Annotated in this window: 18 protein-coding genes and 1 pseudogene; 13 read left to right on the forward strand and 6 right to left on the reverse strand. The window is 42.3% G+C overall.

Features of this window, described 5'->3' with window-relative positions; translation table 11 throughout:
- The first annotated feature begins 545 nt into the window (after positions 1-545).
- A complete protein-coding gene (locus J2X75_RS08650) occupies positions 546-863 on the forward strand; it encodes a PadR family transcriptional regulator (protein WP_310335776.1) in 318 nt (105 codons plus the stop codon).
- The gene (locus J2X75_RS08655; protein WP_310335777.1) at positions 850-1,419 is read left to right on the forward strand and encodes a DUF2812 domain-containing protein; all 570 of its coding nucleotides are present in this window, start codon (positions 850-852) and stop codon (positions 1,417-1,419) included. The genes J2X75_RS08650 and J2X75_RS08655 overlap by 14 nt, the downstream gene beginning before the upstream one ends.
- A 475-nt stretch (positions 1,420-1,894) precedes the next feature.
- On the opposite strand, the gene J2X75_RS08660 is transcribed toward J2X75_RS08655, so the two are convergent.
- The 3 genes from J2X75_RS08660 to J2X75_RS08670 form a co-directional block, all read right to left on the reverse strand.
- Complete coding sequence (locus tag J2X75_RS08660) at positions 1,895-2,602, reverse strand: ABC transporter permease (protein WP_307536066.1); 708 nt, start codon at positions 2,600-2,602, stop codon at positions 1,895-1,897.
- Entirely contained in the window at positions 2,577-3,524 is a 948-nt protein-coding gene (locus J2X75_RS08665; RefSeq protein WP_307536064.1) for an ABC transporter ATP-binding protein, read from the reverse strand. The genes J2X75_RS08660 and J2X75_RS08665 overlap by 26 nt, the downstream gene beginning before the upstream one ends.
- 91 nt (positions 3,525-3,615) lie before the next feature.
- Positions 3,616-5,184, reverse strand: a complete 1,569-nt coding sequence (locus tag J2X75_RS08670) for an FAD-dependent monooxygenase (protein WP_310335779.1) — start codon at positions 5,182-5,184, stop codon at positions 3,616-3,618.
- A 121-nt stretch (positions 5,185-5,305) separates the two neighbouring features.
- Here J2X75_RS08670 and J2X75_RS08675 point away from each other — a divergent pair, with 121 nt between their 5' ends.
- Positions 5,306-5,941, forward strand: a complete 636-nt coding sequence (locus tag J2X75_RS08675; protein ID WP_307536059.1) for a TetR/AcrR family transcriptional regulator — start codon at positions 5,306-5,308, stop codon at positions 5,939-5,941.
- 561 nt (positions 5,942-6,502) lie between these two features.
- A complete protein-coding gene (locus tag J2X75_RS08680) occupies positions 6,503-6,865 on the forward strand; it encodes a VOC family protein (protein ID WP_310335780.1) in 363 nt (120 codons plus the stop codon).
- Between the two features lie 56 nt (positions 6,866-6,921).
- On the opposite strand, the gene J2X75_RS08685 is transcribed toward J2X75_RS08680, so the two are convergent.
- Positions 6,922-7,356: an Rrf2 family transcriptional regulator gene (locus J2X75_RS08685; protein WP_128102248.1), complete on the reverse strand. Its 435-nt coding sequence runs from the start codon at positions 7,354-7,356 to the stop codon at positions 6,922-6,924.
- 549 nt (positions 7,357-7,905) lie between these two features.
- A pseudogene (locus J2X75_RS08690) lies at positions 7,906-8,288 on the reverse strand (amidohydrolase family protein); the annotation flags it as partial.
- A gap of 122 nt (positions 8,289-8,410) precedes the next feature.
- On the opposite strand from J2X75_RS08690, the gene J2X75_RS08695 reads away from it, so the two are divergent.
- The 6 genes from J2X75_RS08695 to J2X75_RS08720 all read left to right on the forward strand — a co-directional run bounded on the left by J2X75_RS08695 (position 8,411) and on the right by J2X75_RS08720 (position 13,757).
- Positions 8,411-9,661 (forward strand): MFS transporter, encoded by a 1,251-nt coding sequence (locus tag J2X75_RS08695; protein ID WP_310335781.1) that lies wholly within the window; start codon positions 8,411-8,413, stop codon positions 9,659-9,661.
- A gap of 681 nt (positions 9,662-10,342) precedes the next feature.
- Positions 10,343-10,528: a hypothetical protein gene (locus J2X75_RS08700; RefSeq protein WP_310335782.1), complete on the forward strand. Its 186-nt coding sequence runs from the start codon at positions 10,343-10,345 to the stop codon at positions 10,526-10,528.
- A gap of 624 nt (positions 10,529-11,152) precedes the next feature.
- Positions 11,153-12,370 (forward strand): DNA polymerase IV, encoded by a 1,218-nt coding sequence (locus tag J2X75_RS08705; protein ID WP_397383507.1) that lies wholly within the window; start codon positions 11,153-11,155, stop codon positions 12,368-12,370.
- Positions 12,367-12,714 carry a YolD-like family protein gene (locus tag J2X75_RS08710; protein WP_310335784.1) on the forward strand — a complete coding sequence of 116 codons (348 nt, stop codon included), beginning with the start codon at positions 12,367-12,369 and terminating at the stop codon, positions 12,712-12,714. Before J2X75_RS08705 ends, J2X75_RS08710 begins: the two co-directional genes overlap by 4 nt.
- Position 12,715: 1 nt before the next feature.
- On the forward strand, positions 12,716-13,084 hold the full coding sequence (locus J2X75_RS08715; RefSeq protein ID WP_091029878.1) for a YhjD family protein: 369 nt from the start codon (positions 12,716-12,718) through the stop codon (positions 13,082-13,084).
- A gap of 424 nt (positions 13,085-13,508) precedes the next feature.
- Positions 13,509-13,757 carry a hypothetical protein gene (locus tag J2X75_RS08720; protein ID WP_310335786.1) on the forward strand — a complete coding sequence of 83 codons (249 nt, stop codon included), beginning with the start codon at positions 13,509-13,511 and terminating at the stop codon, positions 13,755-13,757.
- Between the two features lie 159 nt (positions 13,758-13,916).
- On the opposite strand, the gene J2X75_RS08725 is transcribed toward J2X75_RS08720, so the two are convergent.
- Complete coding sequence (locus J2X75_RS08725) at positions 13,917-15,227, reverse strand: amidohydrolase family protein (RefSeq protein WP_310336709.1); 1,311 nt, start codon at positions 15,225-15,227, stop codon at positions 13,917-13,919.
- Positions 15,228-15,396: 169 nt separating this feature from the next.
- Here J2X75_RS08725 and J2X75_RS08730 point away from each other — a divergent pair, with 169 nt between their 5' ends.
- The 3 genes from J2X75_RS08730 to J2X75_RS08740 all read left to right on the forward strand — a co-directional run bounded on the left by J2X75_RS08730 (position 15,397) and on the right by J2X75_RS08740 (position 17,900).
- Positions 15,397-15,825 carry a MarR family winged helix-turn-helix transcriptional regulator gene (locus J2X75_RS08730; RefSeq protein ID WP_047843226.1) on the forward strand — a complete coding sequence of 143 codons (429 nt, stop codon included), beginning with the start codon at positions 15,397-15,399 and terminating at the stop codon, positions 15,823-15,825.
- Positions 15,826-16,254: 429 nt separating this feature from the next.
- Positions 16,255-16,701 carry a GNAT family N-acetyltransferase gene (locus J2X75_RS08735; protein ID WP_310335788.1) on the forward strand — a complete coding sequence of 149 codons (447 nt, stop codon included), beginning with the start codon at positions 16,255-16,257 and terminating at the stop codon, positions 16,699-16,701.
- Positions 16,702-17,108: 407 nt separating this feature from the next.
- Positions 17,109-17,900: an SDR family oxidoreductase gene (locus J2X75_RS08740; protein ID WP_310335790.1), complete on the forward strand. Its 792-nt coding sequence runs from the start codon at positions 17,109-17,111 to the stop codon at positions 17,898-17,900.
- Positions 17,901-17,977 lie beyond the last annotated feature (77 nt).

Consider the following 17,977-nt stretch of genomic DNA (forward strand, 5'->3'; position numbering starts at 1 on the left):
GGAAGAAGATGTGATTCATTTAAGAATCTCTTGTCAGACCATAAGGGAGAGAAGTCTTCTAGAATTTCTATTTTCTACAGCATGTGGTATAGGTGAGGTGGAGAAGTTAAACTTTAAGGACTTGTACTGGGAAAACTGCTTGGCTTTAATCCCTCATAAGAGAACTAACAAGTATGATAGAAGTACAACCACAACTTTTTTGCCACAACATCAAAGGCCAAAATTTAATGGGGCGTTCTTGTCGAGGGACAAGAAGATAGTCCGATTACCGATTAGATATATATCTAATCTAAGATCACATGCACGTGAACCTAATTAAGAACCATAATGCATGAAAATGTACACATTGTATGAGACAACTTCAACAAGTCTACATAAAAAAGTTGCTTTTCTTTACGTAGTATAAAGCATCTTTGCAGGTTGATTTCCCCCCTTTTTTATCGAGTTTTTACTTAATAATTGAAAATGTTGTTGATTATTCAGTTGAACTGTATTATGTTATTGCTAAGTTGAACTGTACAGTCAAACTGAATAGAGGGTGCGAAATGAAACATAAATTATTACCGTTGTCTGAAACTATGCATTATATTCTATTAGCATTGCGTGAGCCACTCCATGGTTATGCCGTTATGCAGAAGATAGAAGAGACAAGCAACGGTACAGTTATTTTAGCAGCGGGTACGTTATATGGTGCGATTGAAAATTTAAATAAGCATGGTTGGATAGAACCTGTCGGAGAATCAGGTCGAAGGAAAGTTTATATGATAACTGCAGAAGGAAGGACCATTTTGAAAATGGAACAAAACAGATTATTGCATATTTTATCCCTGTACGAAGGAAGTGGATTGAATGAAGAAATTTAAGATATTTTTTGATATTGAAAAAGAGGAGCAATGGCTGAACGATCAATCAAAAAAAGGCTATCGCTGTACAAAAATTAGTGGATTAGGAATATACACTTTCGAAAAAACAGACAAGAGATATGTGATGCGACTGGATTATCAAGATTATTTATCAAAGAAAAAGTTCAAAGATTACAAAGGGATATATGAAGACTTTGGTTGGACGTATATCGATGGTCCCTTGCTAGGGGGGATTCGATACTGGCAAAAAGAAGATGTTGACCAGAATGAAATTTTCTCGGATCGTCAATCGAAGATTAATTATTATAAAAGAGTGATGGGTTATTCATCTGGTTTAGGTATACTGTTACTGACTTTTTGTTATATGCTTTACAAGGATTCTGGTATATTTTTAGCTGAAGGTCTTTGGAGTATGGAAGGTGCACTATTTTGGAAAGCAATTTTATTTGAAACACCATTTGCTCTTTTAAGGTCGCTTCCCGCTATTATGGTTATTTTCTATGGTAGTAGTTATTATAAAGCTTATCGAAAGTATTCAATGTTACAAGGAATATAAAGTAAGAAGGTAGAAGAGAATATGAAGTATTGTAGGTAAAGGAAACCGTTGAAATAGCCCGAAACAAACCAACTCAAGTTATCTTGATTAATGTCAGCCATAAGGTTTCACAGCTATCAATTTGCCCAGTTCTCATTGTACGTTAACTCCTCTGTACTGCAGAGTTGTTGCATTGATATACTAACGGGGAACGTACAGCGGCATTCTGGGATTTTGTGTCCTAAAATGCCGCTATTTCTATATCCTTTTAGCTGACGCTGAAGATGAATGGAGGGAGGACCTATCGACCATATGCTTGAGCCTTCCTATGCTACAGAGCTCAGATATATGTTGAAGGATGCGAATGCAAAAGGGTACAGGTAATATTAGCTGGGCAACTGAACAATTAGTTAGCTAGCTGATTAAAAGAAAAGTAGGTAAGACGAAAGCTCCTGCATCAAAAGCTTGATCTTTGCAAAAATGAAGAGGCTGGCAATCACTGCTCCCTGTTTTGTAACCATTTAACCGTTCCAATGAGACCTAGGAATCCGATTAAGAAAACCAGTAAATAACTAGTACCCAACAAGGGAAATAAAGATACTCCGCTTTCCTGCAAATGCAAAGCAGGTACAGACCAAGGCAGATAAGCTCCAATGGCGGTAGGCCCGAACACCAATGCCAACATTAAAGTTGTAAATGCAAAGCCGATCGGTACCAGATAACCACGCGATATACAGGCCAATAGGGCAAGAGGCGCACTTAATAATAGGTGGAGAGCGCCAATGATAAGTATTAGGAACAAATAATGTTGTACTATCGCAAACGAAAAGCCAGGAAGTCCAATAGCAAAACCAAGTATTAAGGCATAAGCAAAGCTGATCAACATCATTACAAAACACCAGAATATAATTGCGACATATTTGGCAATCGCGATTTTACCACGTGATACAGGCAAAACGAGCAAATCCTTGAGCGTTCGATCGGAATACTCTCGGCCAAATGTCCAACTTGTTACCAATCCAAACCCCAGCAGCCCAAACACAGATGCATACAAAAACGCAGTCCGTTCAAAAAAGGAAGGCCAATTGGGCTGTCCTAAGAACAATGTGATGACAAACAATATAAACAGAAGCGTGCCCCATAAAACATAGGAACGACGCAATTTGTAAACTTCAACACTACAGGCTGTCAACAATGGTCTCAATCCGTTTTTCCTCCTCGGCTCCGATTACATTGAGAAAATAATGCTCCAAATTCTCCTCTTCAATGTTAAGCATGGTGAGTGGTACTTCATGATGAGCAAGCAGTCTCGCAATATGTTCGGGATGCTTAACGGCATGATCATCCGGTAGCGCAAATCCGTTATTCGAAGTCGAATGTACCGCATACCCGGAGTCTGAAAGAATAGCTTGAGCCTTCCGATCATCCTTTGTTCCGATTATCAACCTCTTTCGGCGGATGGTTTCAAAGTCTTTTGTCGTCAGTTCTTCAAGTAATACGCCTTTGTGAATAATGCCGATTCGAGAAGCCATTTTAGACATTTCCTCAAGGATATGGCTCGATATAAACACGGTAACTCCTTGTTGAGAAGCTAGAGCTTTCAGCATCTCCCTTATCTCGACAATTCCGGCTGGATCAAGCGCATTGGTTGGTTCATCGAGAATCAGAACGTCCGGCTTATGAATTAACGCTTTGGCCAATCCAAGTTTCTGCGCGTTACCAAGTGACAAATCTCTTGCCTTACTATCTGCATATTGGGTCAAATTCAATTGCTCCATAATTTCGTTAATTGCCCTCGGAACAGATAATCCTCGCAACCTGGCCATCAAACTCAAGTTTTCCCTAACCGTAAAGGTAGGGTAGGCATAGGGAACTTCCACCATATAACCTACTCGTCTTGACAAATCGGGATTCCCATTCTCCCAGCGCTGACCAAACAAATACACTTCTCCAGAAGAAGGCTTGCTCATTCCGAGAAGAGCTCGGATGGTTGTCGTTTTTCCTGCACCGTTCAACCCCAAGAATCCATAGATTTCTCCTTTCTTAACGGAAATCGAAACGCGATCTACAGTGACTTTATTCCCGTATTGCTTTGTCAAGTTAACGGTTCGAATAATTTCTTCCATAGTAACAGTCCTTCCATAACCTAAATTAAACGAATATAAGAGCCGGCAGCCATATGAGATGTTGAAAAGAATTCCGCCGGCCTTGTCCAAATCAGTTTGCGCGATAAATGGAATTCAAGTAATTCGAAATCGTTGCGGTATCATTAATGGAGGCCCGCAGTGCGATGTAACCGTCGGGACGAATCAATACGAATTCATTACTTGTTACATCGTAAATTCGATAGGCATTCCCTGCTGCGTCTATTATGCCTTCCACTCTTTCCACATGCGATGGAAGGATGCAATGCACATGAAGTTCGTCGTAGGTGAAGTTCTCCAAAGAAAGATGATCTGTGCGGTTTACAAAAGCCAAAAGAGTCCAGTGTGGACCACGCAACAGGTCAAATACACTTTCTGTAAAATCTGTACCTTGCAGACCCCCGGCATTAGGAGCACGATCCCCGGGCAATGAACGGGTAACATTCGTTCGAGCAGACGGGCGGGTAAGAGAACTTGACCGATAGGAAATGAGAAGCCCACTCGTCAGATCGTCGGATATGGTGCTCAAAGTTTGGGACAACCCTCCGCCTTCAGTCGCCGTTCCTATGACCACTCCCATCTTCTTCGTGCTGTCCTCAAGAACAGCTTGAGCCACTGGGCGGCGCTCCTCATCGTACGTGTCGAGCAAGGCGGTGTCCGCTCCGCGTATGACAGTTGCCAGCTTCCAGCCGAGATTGTACGCGTCCTGCATCCCCGTATTCATGCCTTGACCGCCGGCCGGCGAATGAACATGAGCAGCATCGCCGGCAAGGAAGACCCGGCCATTGCGGTAGCATTCAACCATACGGACGTTGACCCGGTAGATGGAAAGCCAGGAAGCATCCGTGAGCCGAACAAGTCCTGCCCCGGCCCGGCGGTCAAACATGGCTTGATACGCCACTAGCGATGGCTGCTCTGGTTCTTCAATGTCTGCCGGAATTGTAGCCTGCAGCTGCCAAATATCGGATTTCGGTAGCGGTGTCACTCCGACCATCCCCTCCGAAGATGTCCAGATATGGATATGGTCACGATCTAACCCTTCCAATCGTACATCGCCAAGATACCATCGCTCATCATCGTGTGTTTCTCCAACCAGCTGCAACTGAATAAACTTGCGGATATTGCTTTTGCCCCCGTCAGCGCCGACGACATAACGAGCGCGAATTTGCTCTTCTCCTTGCGGTGTATTCACGGTTACCGTCACACCGTCCAATTCCTGTTCAAGCCCTACAGCTTCCACGCCCAACTCGACTTGACCGCCAAGCGCCGAATAGCGGTCGCGCAATGCTTTTTCCACATCATACTGAGCAATCCAAACCGGATCACGATAGGGTGTCTCCAGTTCGGCGCTGGCTGCAACGGTAATAGCCGGCTTGTCCACACTGCTGCCACCTTCGGTATAGTAACGAACAGGCAAATCCACAACACCTGTGTCCATAATGTAACGAACGGCCTCCAAATCATCAACAACCTCAAGCGAGCGGGGCTGGATTGCTTTGGCGCGAGACGCTACGTTATATAAGGCGCTTCGTTCAATAATACGATGGTCGACGTTTCGACGGGCAAGGTCACAGGCAAGTGTAAGTCCTGTTGGTCCGGCCCCGACAATGAGAACATCAACAAAAGACTGCACGGTTTTCATGGATAAAATCCTCCTTAATCATTGATTGTGATATGTTGCATTGATTATACTACACCGTGCAGTGTAGTTTGTAAAGTGGAACTCATTTTTGATAGTATACCTATAGGGGGGAAACATTAGGATGGATAATACGGAAAACAAAAAAATCCGCAAAGGCTCTTCAGACAAACGAGCCAAAATTATTGCGGCAGCACGAGACCTGTTTCTTTCAGATGGGTTTGATCGTTCCAGCGTCGATGCAGTCGCAGCGAAAGCGGGAGTTTCCAAACGGACCGTTTATGATTATTATGGCGATAAACAGAACTTGCTGCTTGCTGTTGTGGAAGAAACCAGTGAGGCGGTTCTGGACATGATCAAGAAAGGGATATCAGCCTATCTCTGGGAATTCGAGGATCTGGAGCAGGCGCTCATCTTATTCTGCGAACAATTCGTAGCTTCTGCGAACGGTTCGTCAGATTACAGCGCTTTGATCCGTCTGGTTACAATGGAAGCGGCCAACCTGCCAGGCTCGTTTTTAGAAAAGCTGGATAACGCAACGGAAGAGGGGATTATCAGGAGGTTTACCGAGTTTGGACAAACCGGACTGCTCGATGTGCCAGATCCTGTAATGGCTACAAAGCACTTCGCTGCCTTAACGTTTTTGTTGGTATTTGATCAACCGATAAAAGCAGGCAATTTGGAGGAGGAACAAACCAAACGCATCATCTCAGAAGGCGTACGCGTCTTTCTTTGCGCTTATGGAAAATGCACTGTTTAAAACGAAAATCAGCCATCAAACTGATTGCGGTTTTGCTAACGATAAAAGTTGGCATATATATATATCGAGGGGCAAGAACATCGTCCCATTGAAGTCGCTATTTTAGCGGCTTTTTTATTTTATCGGTACAAGTTTTTGTCCCGAGCCAAGGACAAGAACATTGTGTCATTTCGGATTAGGTAATTATCTAAATAGCATCATGATGGAGATCATGGACAAGAACATGTTCCTATTATCGATTAGATGTATATCTAAACGTTGAATCTTACTTCAGCACAGTTAGGAAGTAGAGGGGAAACCATGCCCGTGTTTTTTGCTTGGTTTGAAAAACTCAGCAATCAAACCCTTTGTGTAGTGGAAAAGAGATGCCAAGCTAAGGCGTCAGAAAACGATGTCATTGCCAGGAATCGAGTGACCAAACAGATCTCAAGTAGACGAAACAAGTATGCAAAATCATGAGAATACTCATCAAAAAAATTGACAGAATCAAGATGTTTTTATATAACTAAAACAGTTATAACTATTGTGGTTATAATTAAAAACAAAAAATAGGAGGCTAACATGAAAATCTTAAATCATTTTATCCCCGTTTTTACCGAGCAACTTGAATCAACCGTTGCTTATTATGAATCTCTTGCTAACCGATCTATGGATCGGACGTGGGACATTCCTGAAGCTGGCTTATCTTTAGCCACAGTCTATCCTTACGTTATTGTATCTGGAAGTCCCGATGCCATGGAGCCTGCTAAATCACTCCGTGCCGTGGTGTATGTGGATTCCATGAACGAATTGAAGGAAGAATTAAAAAAACAAAATACCCTTATAATAAGGCATCAGTGTGGTCCTATTGGTCCAAGCATTTTTGTGCAGCATCCCGATGGCAGTTTTATTGAATATGTAGAGCCTGCGCAAGCTACTGTTTGATTGGGAAAAATTAAAAAATGTAAAATAAAGCTACTCCATACACCGTAGGAGCAGCTTTATTTTACATTTGCCTCTGTTCGTATTTGCTCCACAATTTGAGCTAGGGTAACAGAAGCCAGTTCATGCTCCATGACCTTCTGCGCATTAGAGAGTTTTGGTAATAGTATCGATTCAATGTTCATACCTACAGAGCAATTGGGGTCAGTATTCTTGTGAAAATTAAAAAGCTGATTTCCTTCCACAGATTCGACCGCTTGAAAGATATCCAGCAGGGTTAATCTTTCGGGCGATACCAGAAGGGAGGCCCCCGCAACTCCTGGTTTTGTTTCAATATACCCTGCTTTTTTGAGCTGGGCCATAATCCTTCTAATTACAACAGGGTTACTATTGATGCTACGTGCAATTCGATCACCTGTACTATATATGGGATCCAACGTAATCATCGAGAGAATATGGACTGCCATCGAAAAGCGACTGCTTATTTGTTTCATCTACTCACCTTCTTTGCTACAAAGTATAGTTCCATTTATAGAACAGGTCAATCGACAGTTTTTCAGCAGGAAAACAAGAGGAACATTTCGGTCACTATTTGCATCATTAATGATGGCCTTGTCCCAGAAAGGACCAGCAAGCATTTAGATGGCCTGATTAGAGATACAAAGTACTTCTTTGAAATTAAAGCTGAAGAAGGACAATTCATTCTTAATGCAACATAATAAGAACATATTAATATTCTAGCCCCACTTTTGATTATTTTTAGAGAAGAGCATTTGGAAATTATAAAAGTAAAATATTGATTCAACTAAAGGGAAACGATAGTTCAGAACTACACAGCGGCAGCTGATCAGAAGATTAACTGCAGCTTTTATGATGTGAAGGAAAACAAATTTGCTCATTATGGGGGCTCTGGAACGATATCAGCAACCCCATTAAGGTGGGCTAGAATACTCTTTTATAAGAATCACACCGGGGCATCATATTCCACGTCTGTTCGTGATATATTGACGCATGTAGCGCTTCACGGACAGTATCACCACGTGTTACCAATCCAAGGTATGGATAATCTGGAGGCTAATCGAGATATTGCTTGTCGGATCACCGTTTACGAGAATAAGGTCAGCGCGCGCACCTTCGGTAATACGGCCGCGATCGTGAAGACCAAAGCAACGGGCCGGTTTGGAAGTAACCGACTGAAGAGCTTCAATTGGAGTGAACCCGGCCTTCACCAGCAGCTCTATTTCGTGGTGGCCGCTTACTCCGTGAGCAAGGCCGCCAAGGTTCTGAACGGGAACCGGCGCAACATCCGTCCCTACCAGAATATCAACTCCGGCACGGTGAAGATCCATCACATTCTTAAAGCTGTTCTCCATATTGCCTTGCGGGAACGTATTGAAAAATTCAAAATATCGATCCAATCCGGACTCTGAAATTTCAGTCTTTAGTAGGAGGTGAACGATGATGAAGTCCGTATAATTAGGAATTGAAAGGAGAGTCATATCTTATTCAAAATGGGCATCTTTATAGACAAATTGGAGGTTGAAAAGATTGAATAGGGACGAAAAAAGCACCAATGCGCCAAGCCTGTTTCGCAATCGGTTCCTGCAGACGATTTTATTATCAAGCGTGCTCCTGCAGGTTGGCATCTGGGTACGTAATTTCGCTATTCTCCTGTACGTTGCGGATAGAACAAACAATGATCCTTACGCCATTTCGCTAATCAGCGTAGCAGAATTCGCGCCAATTTTTGTTTTTTCGTTCATCGGAGGTACATTTGCCGACCGCTGGCGGCCGAAGCGAACGATGATCTGGTGCGATTTATTATCCGCGGTATCGGTATTCGTAGTACTCCTGACCATACATTACGGTTCTTGGCACTCCGTCTACCTTGTCGCATTCATCTCGGCTATTCTTTCGCAGTTCTCCCAACCTTCAAGCATGCGATTGTTTAAGTATCATGTGCCGGAAGAACAGCTGCAGCAAGGGATGGCTCTATTCCAATCGCTGATGGCCATCTTCATGGTGCTTGGTCCTATGCTCGGAACCTTGGTTTACAGCACTTTTGGCCTTGAAATATCGATCGCTGTCATGGGCGTGGTTTTTCTGCTCTCCGCACTCGTTCTTATTCGTCTGCCAGAGGATAATATGCAAGCTCAAACCGTCGCTGTAAAAGGGCAGTTCCGTAAAGAATTCATTGAAGGCTTCCGCTATGTTTGGCAAAGCCAAGTACTGCGGATGCTCGGACTTGCGTTTATTCTCGCAGGACTCGCTGTTGGTGTAGCCCAAGCGCTCAACCTATTTATCGTAACGGAGCGGCTGGGCAGGAGCGAGGAGTTCCTGCAATATCTGCTGATGGTAAATGGTGCAGCTATGCTGATTGGTGGCGGAATCGTAGCCGTCTTCGCCAAGCGGGTTCCGCCGCAGATTCTTCTAGCGATAGGTATGATCGCAGGCGCAGTCTGCACAGCCATTGTAGGGTATTCGACAAGCGTTCCGCTCACCCTGACCGTTCAATTTCTGAATGGACTTGTTTTCCCTTGCATCCATATTGGGATCAGCACAATGATTCTAAAATGGTCAGAGGCTTCGATTGTCGGCCGGGTGAATGGGGTTCTGAATCCGATGTTCGTTGGCATGATGGTCGTTTCCATGTCTTTCGCTGGCGCGTTAAAGGATGCCTTTTCACTGGGGACGATCTATGGCGGTGCAGGATTATTATTTCTTCTTGGCGCACTGGTCATGGTTCCGATCATGAACCAAAAAGCGCCAGATAACGCACATATTGCACAAGAGACATAATTTCGTGATACTTATAAAATTTTAATGAAGAAGAGCCGACCATGAAGAAGTGATCGGTTCTTCTTCATTCCCTGATGTGGTTAAGACCAACAATATCACCAATTTTACACTCAGTATGCTGCCAATGATCCTGGGTTTTATCACATATATCGCAGTCATGACCATGAATATTCAACTGAATCTGTCCTCGATGATGCTTAGTCGCAAGCACGATCGATGAAAAATTTTTGGGCAGGACAGCTTCTGTTATTGATCGTATGTATCGTTGCTCCTCGACACCCTTTTGGAGTAGGGGTATCCTGCTCTTTCAACGATTACAGAACTTCGACTGTATTATGTTGTTCCCGGGAACATTGGTTTCACAAAGATCTTCATTGGTGTATAGACTGCTTGAAAGGGAGGGGACCATTCTTCAATGAATGTGTATTTCATGAAAGTAAGTTGATTAATTCATGCCCTAACTGTAGATGAACAATACCTTTCTCGTTAAACAATAACAATTGGATCATACATAATGACTCGAACGCAGGCTCCAGTTTTGAAAACATTAATCCATCTGCCGAGTGGTTTAAGAAGGTCGAATCTGCGAAGGATACATACATTTCCGATTCATATGGTTTACGCCTAGAGCTAATTTTAAGGTTATTTGAGGAATTTCAATCTTTTGCAATCGCAGATAAGGTGAAAATTGAAGCAGCTGAAATGGCTTTAAACAAAGAGTCACCTTTCTTCGGATCAATTGATGCTCCAGAAAAAAAAGAAAAGAAAGCTGATCCTTCCGTAAAAAATAGTATGGGAGATGCAATTATTTTCTTGAGTTATTTAGAGTTTCTCAAGGGTAAACAATATCACTCTGCGTTTTTATAAGTGCAAACTCAACAGATTTTTGTGATGCTGGCACTAATACACTTCATTCCAATCTAAAAGAACTCATTAGTAATGAAAACATCGATTTAAATTTCGATATTAGTCTTGCAAAATACATTAATCAGATCGATGGGGAGATACTCAAAGTTCAACCACTTCCAATGCTAGCGTTCAAATGCACCTTATGTAACACGATATACAACATTAATGGAAACCAGTTTGTTGCTCGTAGTACATATTCAAATTGGCAGCAAGTCTGGTGGCATCAATGCCCTCATTGTTTTTCAACTTATGAGACTGATGAAGATTTTAATATTGACTAGTAACAGGAATACGACCGCCGTTCATGAGGTGGTTTTTTTGTACCACCAAAACTACGATTGACCAATTAAAATACAATACTTACATTTACATTTTTTCTGAATGAAAACTCTGGTTCAGGTGGGAGTTCAAATGATGGAGAAGCTGGTGTGACTGAGTATGATTTGAATCCATCACTTCGTCGTATGCCTAATATAAATATTTACCTCTTGCATAAAGAACGTGTGTTCGGTTTATAATATACAAACATACGTTCTTAAAAGTACAGGAGTGATTTCAGTGTTGGCTAAGCAACGAACCATTATGCTCATCGATATGCAGAGCTTTTATGCTTCAGTCGAAAAGGCAAAAATGCCTCAATACAAAAATAGACCATTAGCTGTTGCGGGAGACCCTGCAAGACGCTCTGGAATTATCCTTGCCGCTTGTCCACTAGCCAAAGCGAAGGGTGTGTCTACCGCGGAACCACTCTGGCAGTCTCTTCAGAAGTGCCCTGAACTGATCATTGTGAGACCACACATGCAAGAATATATCGAAGTATCCACTCAAATCATGTCCATTATTGAAGAGTTCACCGATCTGGTCGAACCGTACAGTATAGACGAATTATTCGCTGATTTTACAGGGTCTATGCATCTATTCGGTAATGATCCAATCGATTTGGCCAAGCAAATTCAAGACAAAATCTATAATGAAACAGGTGTTTACGCGAGAGCTGGCATTGGTGAAAACAAAGTCATCAGTAAATTGTGCTGCGATATGATTGCTAAAAAAGCAGAGGGGGGTATTTTCTACTTAAAGAAAGAGGAGTTACACCTCCATATTGGAGATAAGCCCATCCGCGATATGTGGGGAATAGGCTCAAGAATGGAAAAACATCTGTGGAAGATGGGCATCCGAACCATTAGAGACCTGGCGAATACGCCTCTTTCCAAATTAAGAAGTAAGTGGGGTGTTAATGGAGAAGTCATCTGGCGAGTCGCAAATGGACTCGACAATTCGCCGGTAACCGTCAACACGCACAGTACACAAAAAGATATCGGAAACGGAATGACCCTGCCTAGAGATTTCGCAGAGGCTTGGGAGATCGAAGTGGTTATTCTCGATATCTGCACAGAAGTATGCAGAAGAGCCCGCCAAAAGGGATTGATGGGTAGTGTCGTATCCGTAAGTGTATCTGGAGCGGATTTTGACCACCCCACTGGTTTTCACAGGCAGGTTAAACTGTCTGATCCTACAAATATAACCGTTGATGTGTGCAAGATAGCCAAACGCATATTCCATCAACATTGGGATGGGCAACCTGTGCGCCGTGTAGGCGTATCCCTGTCTCAATTATCCAACGCGGATACATATCAACTATCTTTCTTTGATGATCAAGAGCAGAAACGAGCCATTGATCAGGTGATGGACGACATTAAAGATCGATTTGGCGACATTGCCATTCTACGAGCGAGCTCCATTACGGCTGCGGGTCAAGCGATCGATCGAGCATCTAAAATTGGGGGGCATTATAAATGAGCAAGAAACTGGAGGCCAATGGATTATGGGAATCGAGCCGCATGATGCTTCCACAACATAAAGAACGAATTATACAGCATCGTACTCAAATTCATGTTCAAACGAAACCACTGATCCATGAAGATGAGTGGGAGATTATTACTCAGAATATAGATATGTCGCTCAATTATACATTGCAAGCCACCTTTGAAATATTTACTGAGTCAGGCAATCGGTATATACACGGGATCGTCACTTCAGTCAGTTCCTTTGGAAAGAAAATCAAAATTGAAATGGAGAATGGATTTGAATGGGTCGATTTTGATCAATTGGTCGCTGTAAAACTTGAAGAAGGAGGCGTATAAAGTGCGACAGACTTTCGAGGAACTTTCACTCGTGAAGAGGGTGGTAGAGCTCCCTTATCTTTTAGGTGCTCTGGAGGTAGATAAGCATAAAATATACGCTTCAAACTTCAAAATGAAATCTGTGTATGTTGACTACTTGGACGGTACCCAAAAGAAAATTGCTTTAGAAATGTACAAATCGAAACAAAGGCTAAAGGAACATCATATTAAAATCATAGATGAAGTGAGATCTGAACTGAGTTTAACGGTAGATTATTCGGTGAGAGGTTACATTCATAAAATGACATTATTATGGAGCAAAGTGAAAGTGGATGTAACCTTAATGCTTACCGAACATATGAACGTTGATATTACTGATTTGCTCAAATGAACATAGAAAATAAGAGTATAACTCATGGATGCGGCAACAAATACGAGCAGATCTTTTGGCAAACCGGGAATCACGAAAAAGATAAATAAAAAGGCAGAAAACTTTTCCGATGAAACGTTGACTTCAAATTGCAAAGTGTACATGCGAACAAGGCGCGATGTATATGCCATGAACACAAAAGAGGAAAATATCACCGAAAATTTGAACGAATCCTTGGGTAGAATTGAAGAAATCTTTACGAATACTCCCGACTTAATCATCCGAAAGTTAAGCATAAAACAGACCGGAGAACTAGCCGCTATAATCTATATGGAAGAATTGACAGATAAAGCGTCGCTTAATCAAAATGTTCTTGCTCCACTTCAACTAGAAACCGGAAATTCTTCCGGAGATTTCATTAGAGACAGGTTCTCAAAATATAGCCATGATCCGTCGTTATATCGCGGACAAAGAGTTAAAGGTGAAGCGGTATATTGTTGGACAGCGGGGACAAACGCCAGTATCTTTGCTTTATTTGGAAATGGGTTTTATGCCAGGGCATATCAGTATCCCTTATACAAGGAAGCACAGGCCGACTGGGGGAAAGAACTATCCCGAGCACATTTCGATGTGGTTATCTCTTTATAATTCATATGATGAGATCTGGTTTTTACGATATACAATGGACTGTTAAGGAGCTGGTAGCAGAAGGGGATCAAATAGCAACTCATTTTCGCTGGGCATCGTTCCAAAAAATTAGTAGATGGATAAATTGATTAAAGTCGAAGAGGGACTGCATTTTGCACTCCCTCTTCTTAGTGATTTTACAATTAGGAAATATAAACTACTAGTTTTAGCCTAGTTTTTGCGAACCATTGAACCACACAGATTTGATTGACAAGGTATCTGAAATATTAGTGATCGGATCACCGTTAATGAGAATAAGATCAGCACGTGCACCTTCGGTAATCCGGCCACGATCATGTAGACCAAAGCAACGGGCCGGTTTGGAAGTAGCCGACTGAAGAGCTTCGATCGGAGTGAACCCAGCCTTCACCAGCAGCTGCATTTCGTGGTGAACACTGGCCCCATGAGCAAGGCCACCAAGGTTCGGAACGGGAACCGGTGCGACATCCGTCCCTACAAGAATATCAACTCCGGCATGGTGAAGATCCATCACATTATTAAAGCTGTTCTCCATATTGCCTTGTGGGAACGTATTGAAGCTTGAGTTCAAGATATCGATCCAATCCGGACTTAATTTGGAATGAACTCGTGGATCATTAGCCAATTCTGATGCCGGATTACCTATAATCGATGAATTCAACACCAAGCACGGTGTAACAAAAGCTCCAGAATCAGCTATGGATTTGACCAATTCGGACGTGTACTCGGGTCTGTCGATAAACAAGTGCCCCAAACCGTCGACTCCATAATCGATAGCTGCCTTCGATGAAAGAGCCGTCAAAACGTGGGCAATAACCAACTTATCGAATTTGTGGGCTTCAGTAACGGCTGTTTTTAGAATCTCGTCACTTAGAACAGGCAGGCCAGGTGCACCCATGACCGTTCCCTCTTCAATCATGATCTTAATATAGTCAGATCCATTCTCCACTTGGGTATGCACATGTTTGATCGCTTCTTCAACCGTTGTCACTTGAGGTATTTCGTCGTGATCGTGAGCGTAGGCGGCCAACATTGCTTCCCGGTCTTCCTCCGATAACTTCTCTAGTTCCTTTAATACGAATTCAGGTATTTCATCTCCATCAGGCAGTAATTCATCTGGGTGCCCACCAGGAGCGGTAATCGCTGTACCAGCAGATCGGACGTCTGCGATGTCATCCACATTTTTAAGCTGAATTTCGCGCCCTCTTTTAGTAAAATCGCCGTTCATTTCAAGTTCTGTTGTAACACCGAATTTTAAGGCATCTCGTAATCCGCCAATTGAGGTATGAACATGTGCATCAATGAGACCAGGTATTAATGTCGCATTTTCTCCATCGATAATTGTTGCATCGCTTGGGATGTCTCCGCCCACTGAGATAATGGACACCCCTTTTATGACAATATGTCTGGGAGCAATAATTTGATATCCATCAAAGATCCGTACATTTGTAATCGCCGTAATTTCTTCTAACCCAGCATTTTGATTTAATTTCTCCATCATAAAAAATCCTCCTAATGTGTTTGTGATTCAACACTTCGGAGTATAACTGTTAGGTATCTAACAGTCAATAGACTAACAAATGTTTGACAAGCCTACTGGGATCACTGTATATTTTAGCTACTTACAATTAGATTCCTAACAATTACGGAGGGGACGATGGACGGTCATGCATTCCCGAGAAGATACGCCTTATATGGAATTGTTTCAAATTATCGGTCTTAAGTTAAAGAAAAGAGCGGATGAGAGTATAAAAGAGTTAGGATTAAGTTCTCAACAAGGAAAAGTAATTGATTATATTTATGAGAATCAAGATAATCATATTATTCAAAAGGATCTTGCAGATCGGTTTCATCTGCGTGGGGCAAGCGTTACAAGCATGCTTCAAGGTCTAGAGCAAAAAGGTTTCATCGAACGTAAAATCCCGGCCAATAATGAACGGCAAAAAAATATTTATGTATTACCAAAAGCGGTTGACTTGATTGAAGACTTCAATAACTCATTTCAAAAAGTGGAGGATGAAATCGTTCAAGCCCTAAATGACGAGGAGAAGCAAATCTTAAAGAAATTACTGATCAGAATTAATGAACGCATATAACAGATGAGCATGCAGAGGTAACTGGGGGCCATAGAACACTGATTTAATATTGTCTTTAGAAAAAATTGTATAAGGACAAGAACATTAGTTCAGTAAAAGTCACTATTTATGATCATTACCCTGTCAAGTAGACAAAAAGACGAAATTTACGCTACGACCGTTTCTCGGTATTCCACCGGGGGATGGTCGTTTGGATTATGAGACATACAAAAACTGCAATATTTAAAAATCAAAGTGAGGGGAGCATAATTAATGTTTGATGACATTGATTTCTCACCAGGAATTATTGCTTACACCTCGAATAATTTACATAACTTGGTCCAAGAGTGCTCTAAATATGTAAGGGAAATAATAAAATGAAGATAGTTGACACTTAATAGAGTAAATACTTCATCGTTTGAAAATCTTTCTATTTAAGGCGGTATATTAATGAAAAAACTTGAAATTAAAGTATCTAACTATAATCCCAAGTATGCTGAACATACAGTGAAAATGTGGAGAGATAGTAAGGAACGGGCAATTGGTCAGGGTGAAACCCATAGCTTCGAAAACCATCTATATTTTTTAAATGATATACTATCTAAACAGTATCAAATAGATTTAGCGTTAATTGATGAAAAAGTAGTTGGAATGATTGCCTATAGTGAAACTGAGATAAGCCAACTTTATATTCATATTGATTATCAAGGGAATGGAATAGGGCGAACCTTGCTTAATAAAGCAAAAGCACAAGCAAATGGAAAATTAACTTTATATACATTTGAAGTTAATAAAAATGCCCAAAGATTTTATGAGAATAATGGTTTTGAAATCACTGGTAGAGGACAAGAAAATGAAGAGAATTTACCTGATATACGATATGAATTGAAGTTGTAAAAATCGAATATAAAGTTACATTCAAAAAAGTGAACAGTCTGCAGGTTAGCTGGATGCTTGACCACCCAACCATATTCACCGGAACTGTAATCCCATGTATTTATTATCTTGACAGTAATTGAGTCTGACTCGTAATATTTGAAGTGGAGATGTAGGAAAGGGGACTCGCTGGACAATGTGGACTTCCTTGTAATGATTATCTAAACTGGATCGCTCGACTTGGTGTTTTGGTTATTACCACACGCCTCGTTTGTGATGCCGATCTGCAATCATTCAAGGGACGCGAGGAACCGTTTGATCAAACCCGGGCGCGGATACTTGATGTATCCGTTTTTGTTATACCTAGGATAATTCCATCTCCAATGAAAAATGGATTTCTCCCTCCCTTATTAAACGGAGGAAATAAAATGACCAAACTACATGGGAAAACCGCTATCGTAACAGGCACAAGCCGCCCTGGAGGGATCGGAACTGCCGTCTGCCGCACGTTGGCACACGAAGGCGCTAATGTGTTCTATACCCATCTGTACGATTACGATAAGACAGAGAATCCGGAAGATGCTGACAAGAACTGGCCGGATCTCTTCGCTGAAGAACTTCGCTCCTATGGCATTAAGGCAGCGCATATGGAGGTCGATCTTACCGATCCCACTTCTCCAGCGCGAGTGCTTGATGCGTGCCGGTCGGCTGTCGGGCTGCCGACCATTCTCGTCAACAACGCTACGTACAGCGTATCAGCTGATTTCCGTCAATTGAATGCATCACTGATTGATGCGCACTGCGCCATGAACATTCGAGGTACGTTCATGCTATCGGCCGAATTTGCGCGTATGCTGGAGGTTGAACTGGCCGGCCGTCAGGCCCTTAACGGCGGCCGGATCATCAACCTTACGTCCGGTCAGGGTAAGGGGCCGATGCCTGGCAATCTCGCTTATGCCGCAACGAAAGGCGCCGTCTCCACCTTTACCGAATGTCTATCTGCTGAACTAGCTCCTTTTCACATTACTGTGAATGCGGTTGATCCCGGTCCTACCGATACGGGTTGGATGTCAGAAGAAGTGAAAAAAGCCTTGCTACCGGGATTTCCGATGGGCAGGATCGGTCTTCCTGAAGATGTATCCCGTCTGATTGCTTTTCTGGCAAGCGATGATTCCCAATGGATCACCGGACAAATCATCCATTCTAGAGGTGGGTTTTAATTAGGAAGACAGTTCATTAACGCACGGGAAACAATAGTTCCATAAAACCAAAGGAGGCCGCCGATCAACAGGATCGG

It is taken from the genome of Paenibacillus sp. 2003, assembly GCF_031455635.1.
GTDB classification, from domain to species: Bacteria; Bacillota; Bacilli; order Paenibacillales; family Paenibacillaceae; genus Paenibacillus; species Paenibacillus amylolyticus_B.

Coding starts and splice junctions, on each gene's coding strand:
- J2X75_RS08650 (WP_310335776.1), top strand. CDS start 546: ATGAAACATAAATTATTACCGTTGTCTGAAACTATGCATTATATTCTA.
- J2X75_RS08655 (WP_310335777.1), top strand. CDS start 850: ATGAAGAAATTTAAGATATTTTTTGATATTGAAAAAGAGGAGCAATGG.
- J2X75_RS08665 (WP_307536064.1), bottom strand. CDS start 3,524: ATGGAAGAAATTATTCGAACCGTTAACTTGACAAAGCAATACGGGAAT.
- J2X75_RS08670 (WP_310335779.1), bottom strand. CDS start 5,184: ATGAAAACCGTGCAGTCTTTTGTTGATGTTCTCATTGTCGGGGCCGGA.
- J2X75_RS08675 (WP_307536059.1), top strand. CDS start 5,306: ATGGATAATACGGAAAACAAAAAAATCCGCAAAGGCTCTTCAGACAAA.
- J2X75_RS08680 (WP_310335780.1), top strand. CDS start 6,503: ATGAAAATCTTAAATCATTTTATCCCCGTTTTTACCGAGCAACTTGAA.
- J2X75_RS08685 (WP_128102248.1), bottom strand. CDS start 7,356: ATGAAACAAATAAGCAGTCGCTTTTCGATGGCAGTCCATATTCTCTCG.
- J2X75_RS08705 (WP_397383507.1), top strand. CDS start 11,153: ATGCTCATCGATATGCAGAGCTTTTATGCTTCAGTCGAAAAGGCAAAA.
- J2X75_RS08710 (WP_310335784.1), top strand. CDS start 12,367: ATGAGCAAGAAACTGGAGGCCAATGGATTATGGGAATCGAGCCGCATG.
- J2X75_RS08720 (WP_310335786.1), top strand. CDS start 13,509: ATGATCCGTCGTTATATCGCGGACAAAGAGTTAAAGGTGAAGCGGTAT.
- J2X75_RS08725 (WP_310336709.1), bottom strand. CDS start 15,227: ATGGAGAAATTAAATCAAAATGCTGGGTTAGAAGAAATTACGGCGATT.
- J2X75_RS08730 (WP_047843226.1), top strand. CDS start 15,397: ATGCATTCCCGAGAAGATACGCCTTATATGGAATTGTTTCAAATTATC.
- J2X75_RS08735 (WP_310335788.1), top strand. CDS start 16,255: ATGAAAAAACTTGAAATTAAAGTATCTAACTATAATCCCAAGTATGCT.
- J2X75_RS08740 (WP_310335790.1), top strand. CDS start 17,109: ATGACCAAACTACATGGGAAAACCGCTATCGTAACAGGCACAAGCCGC.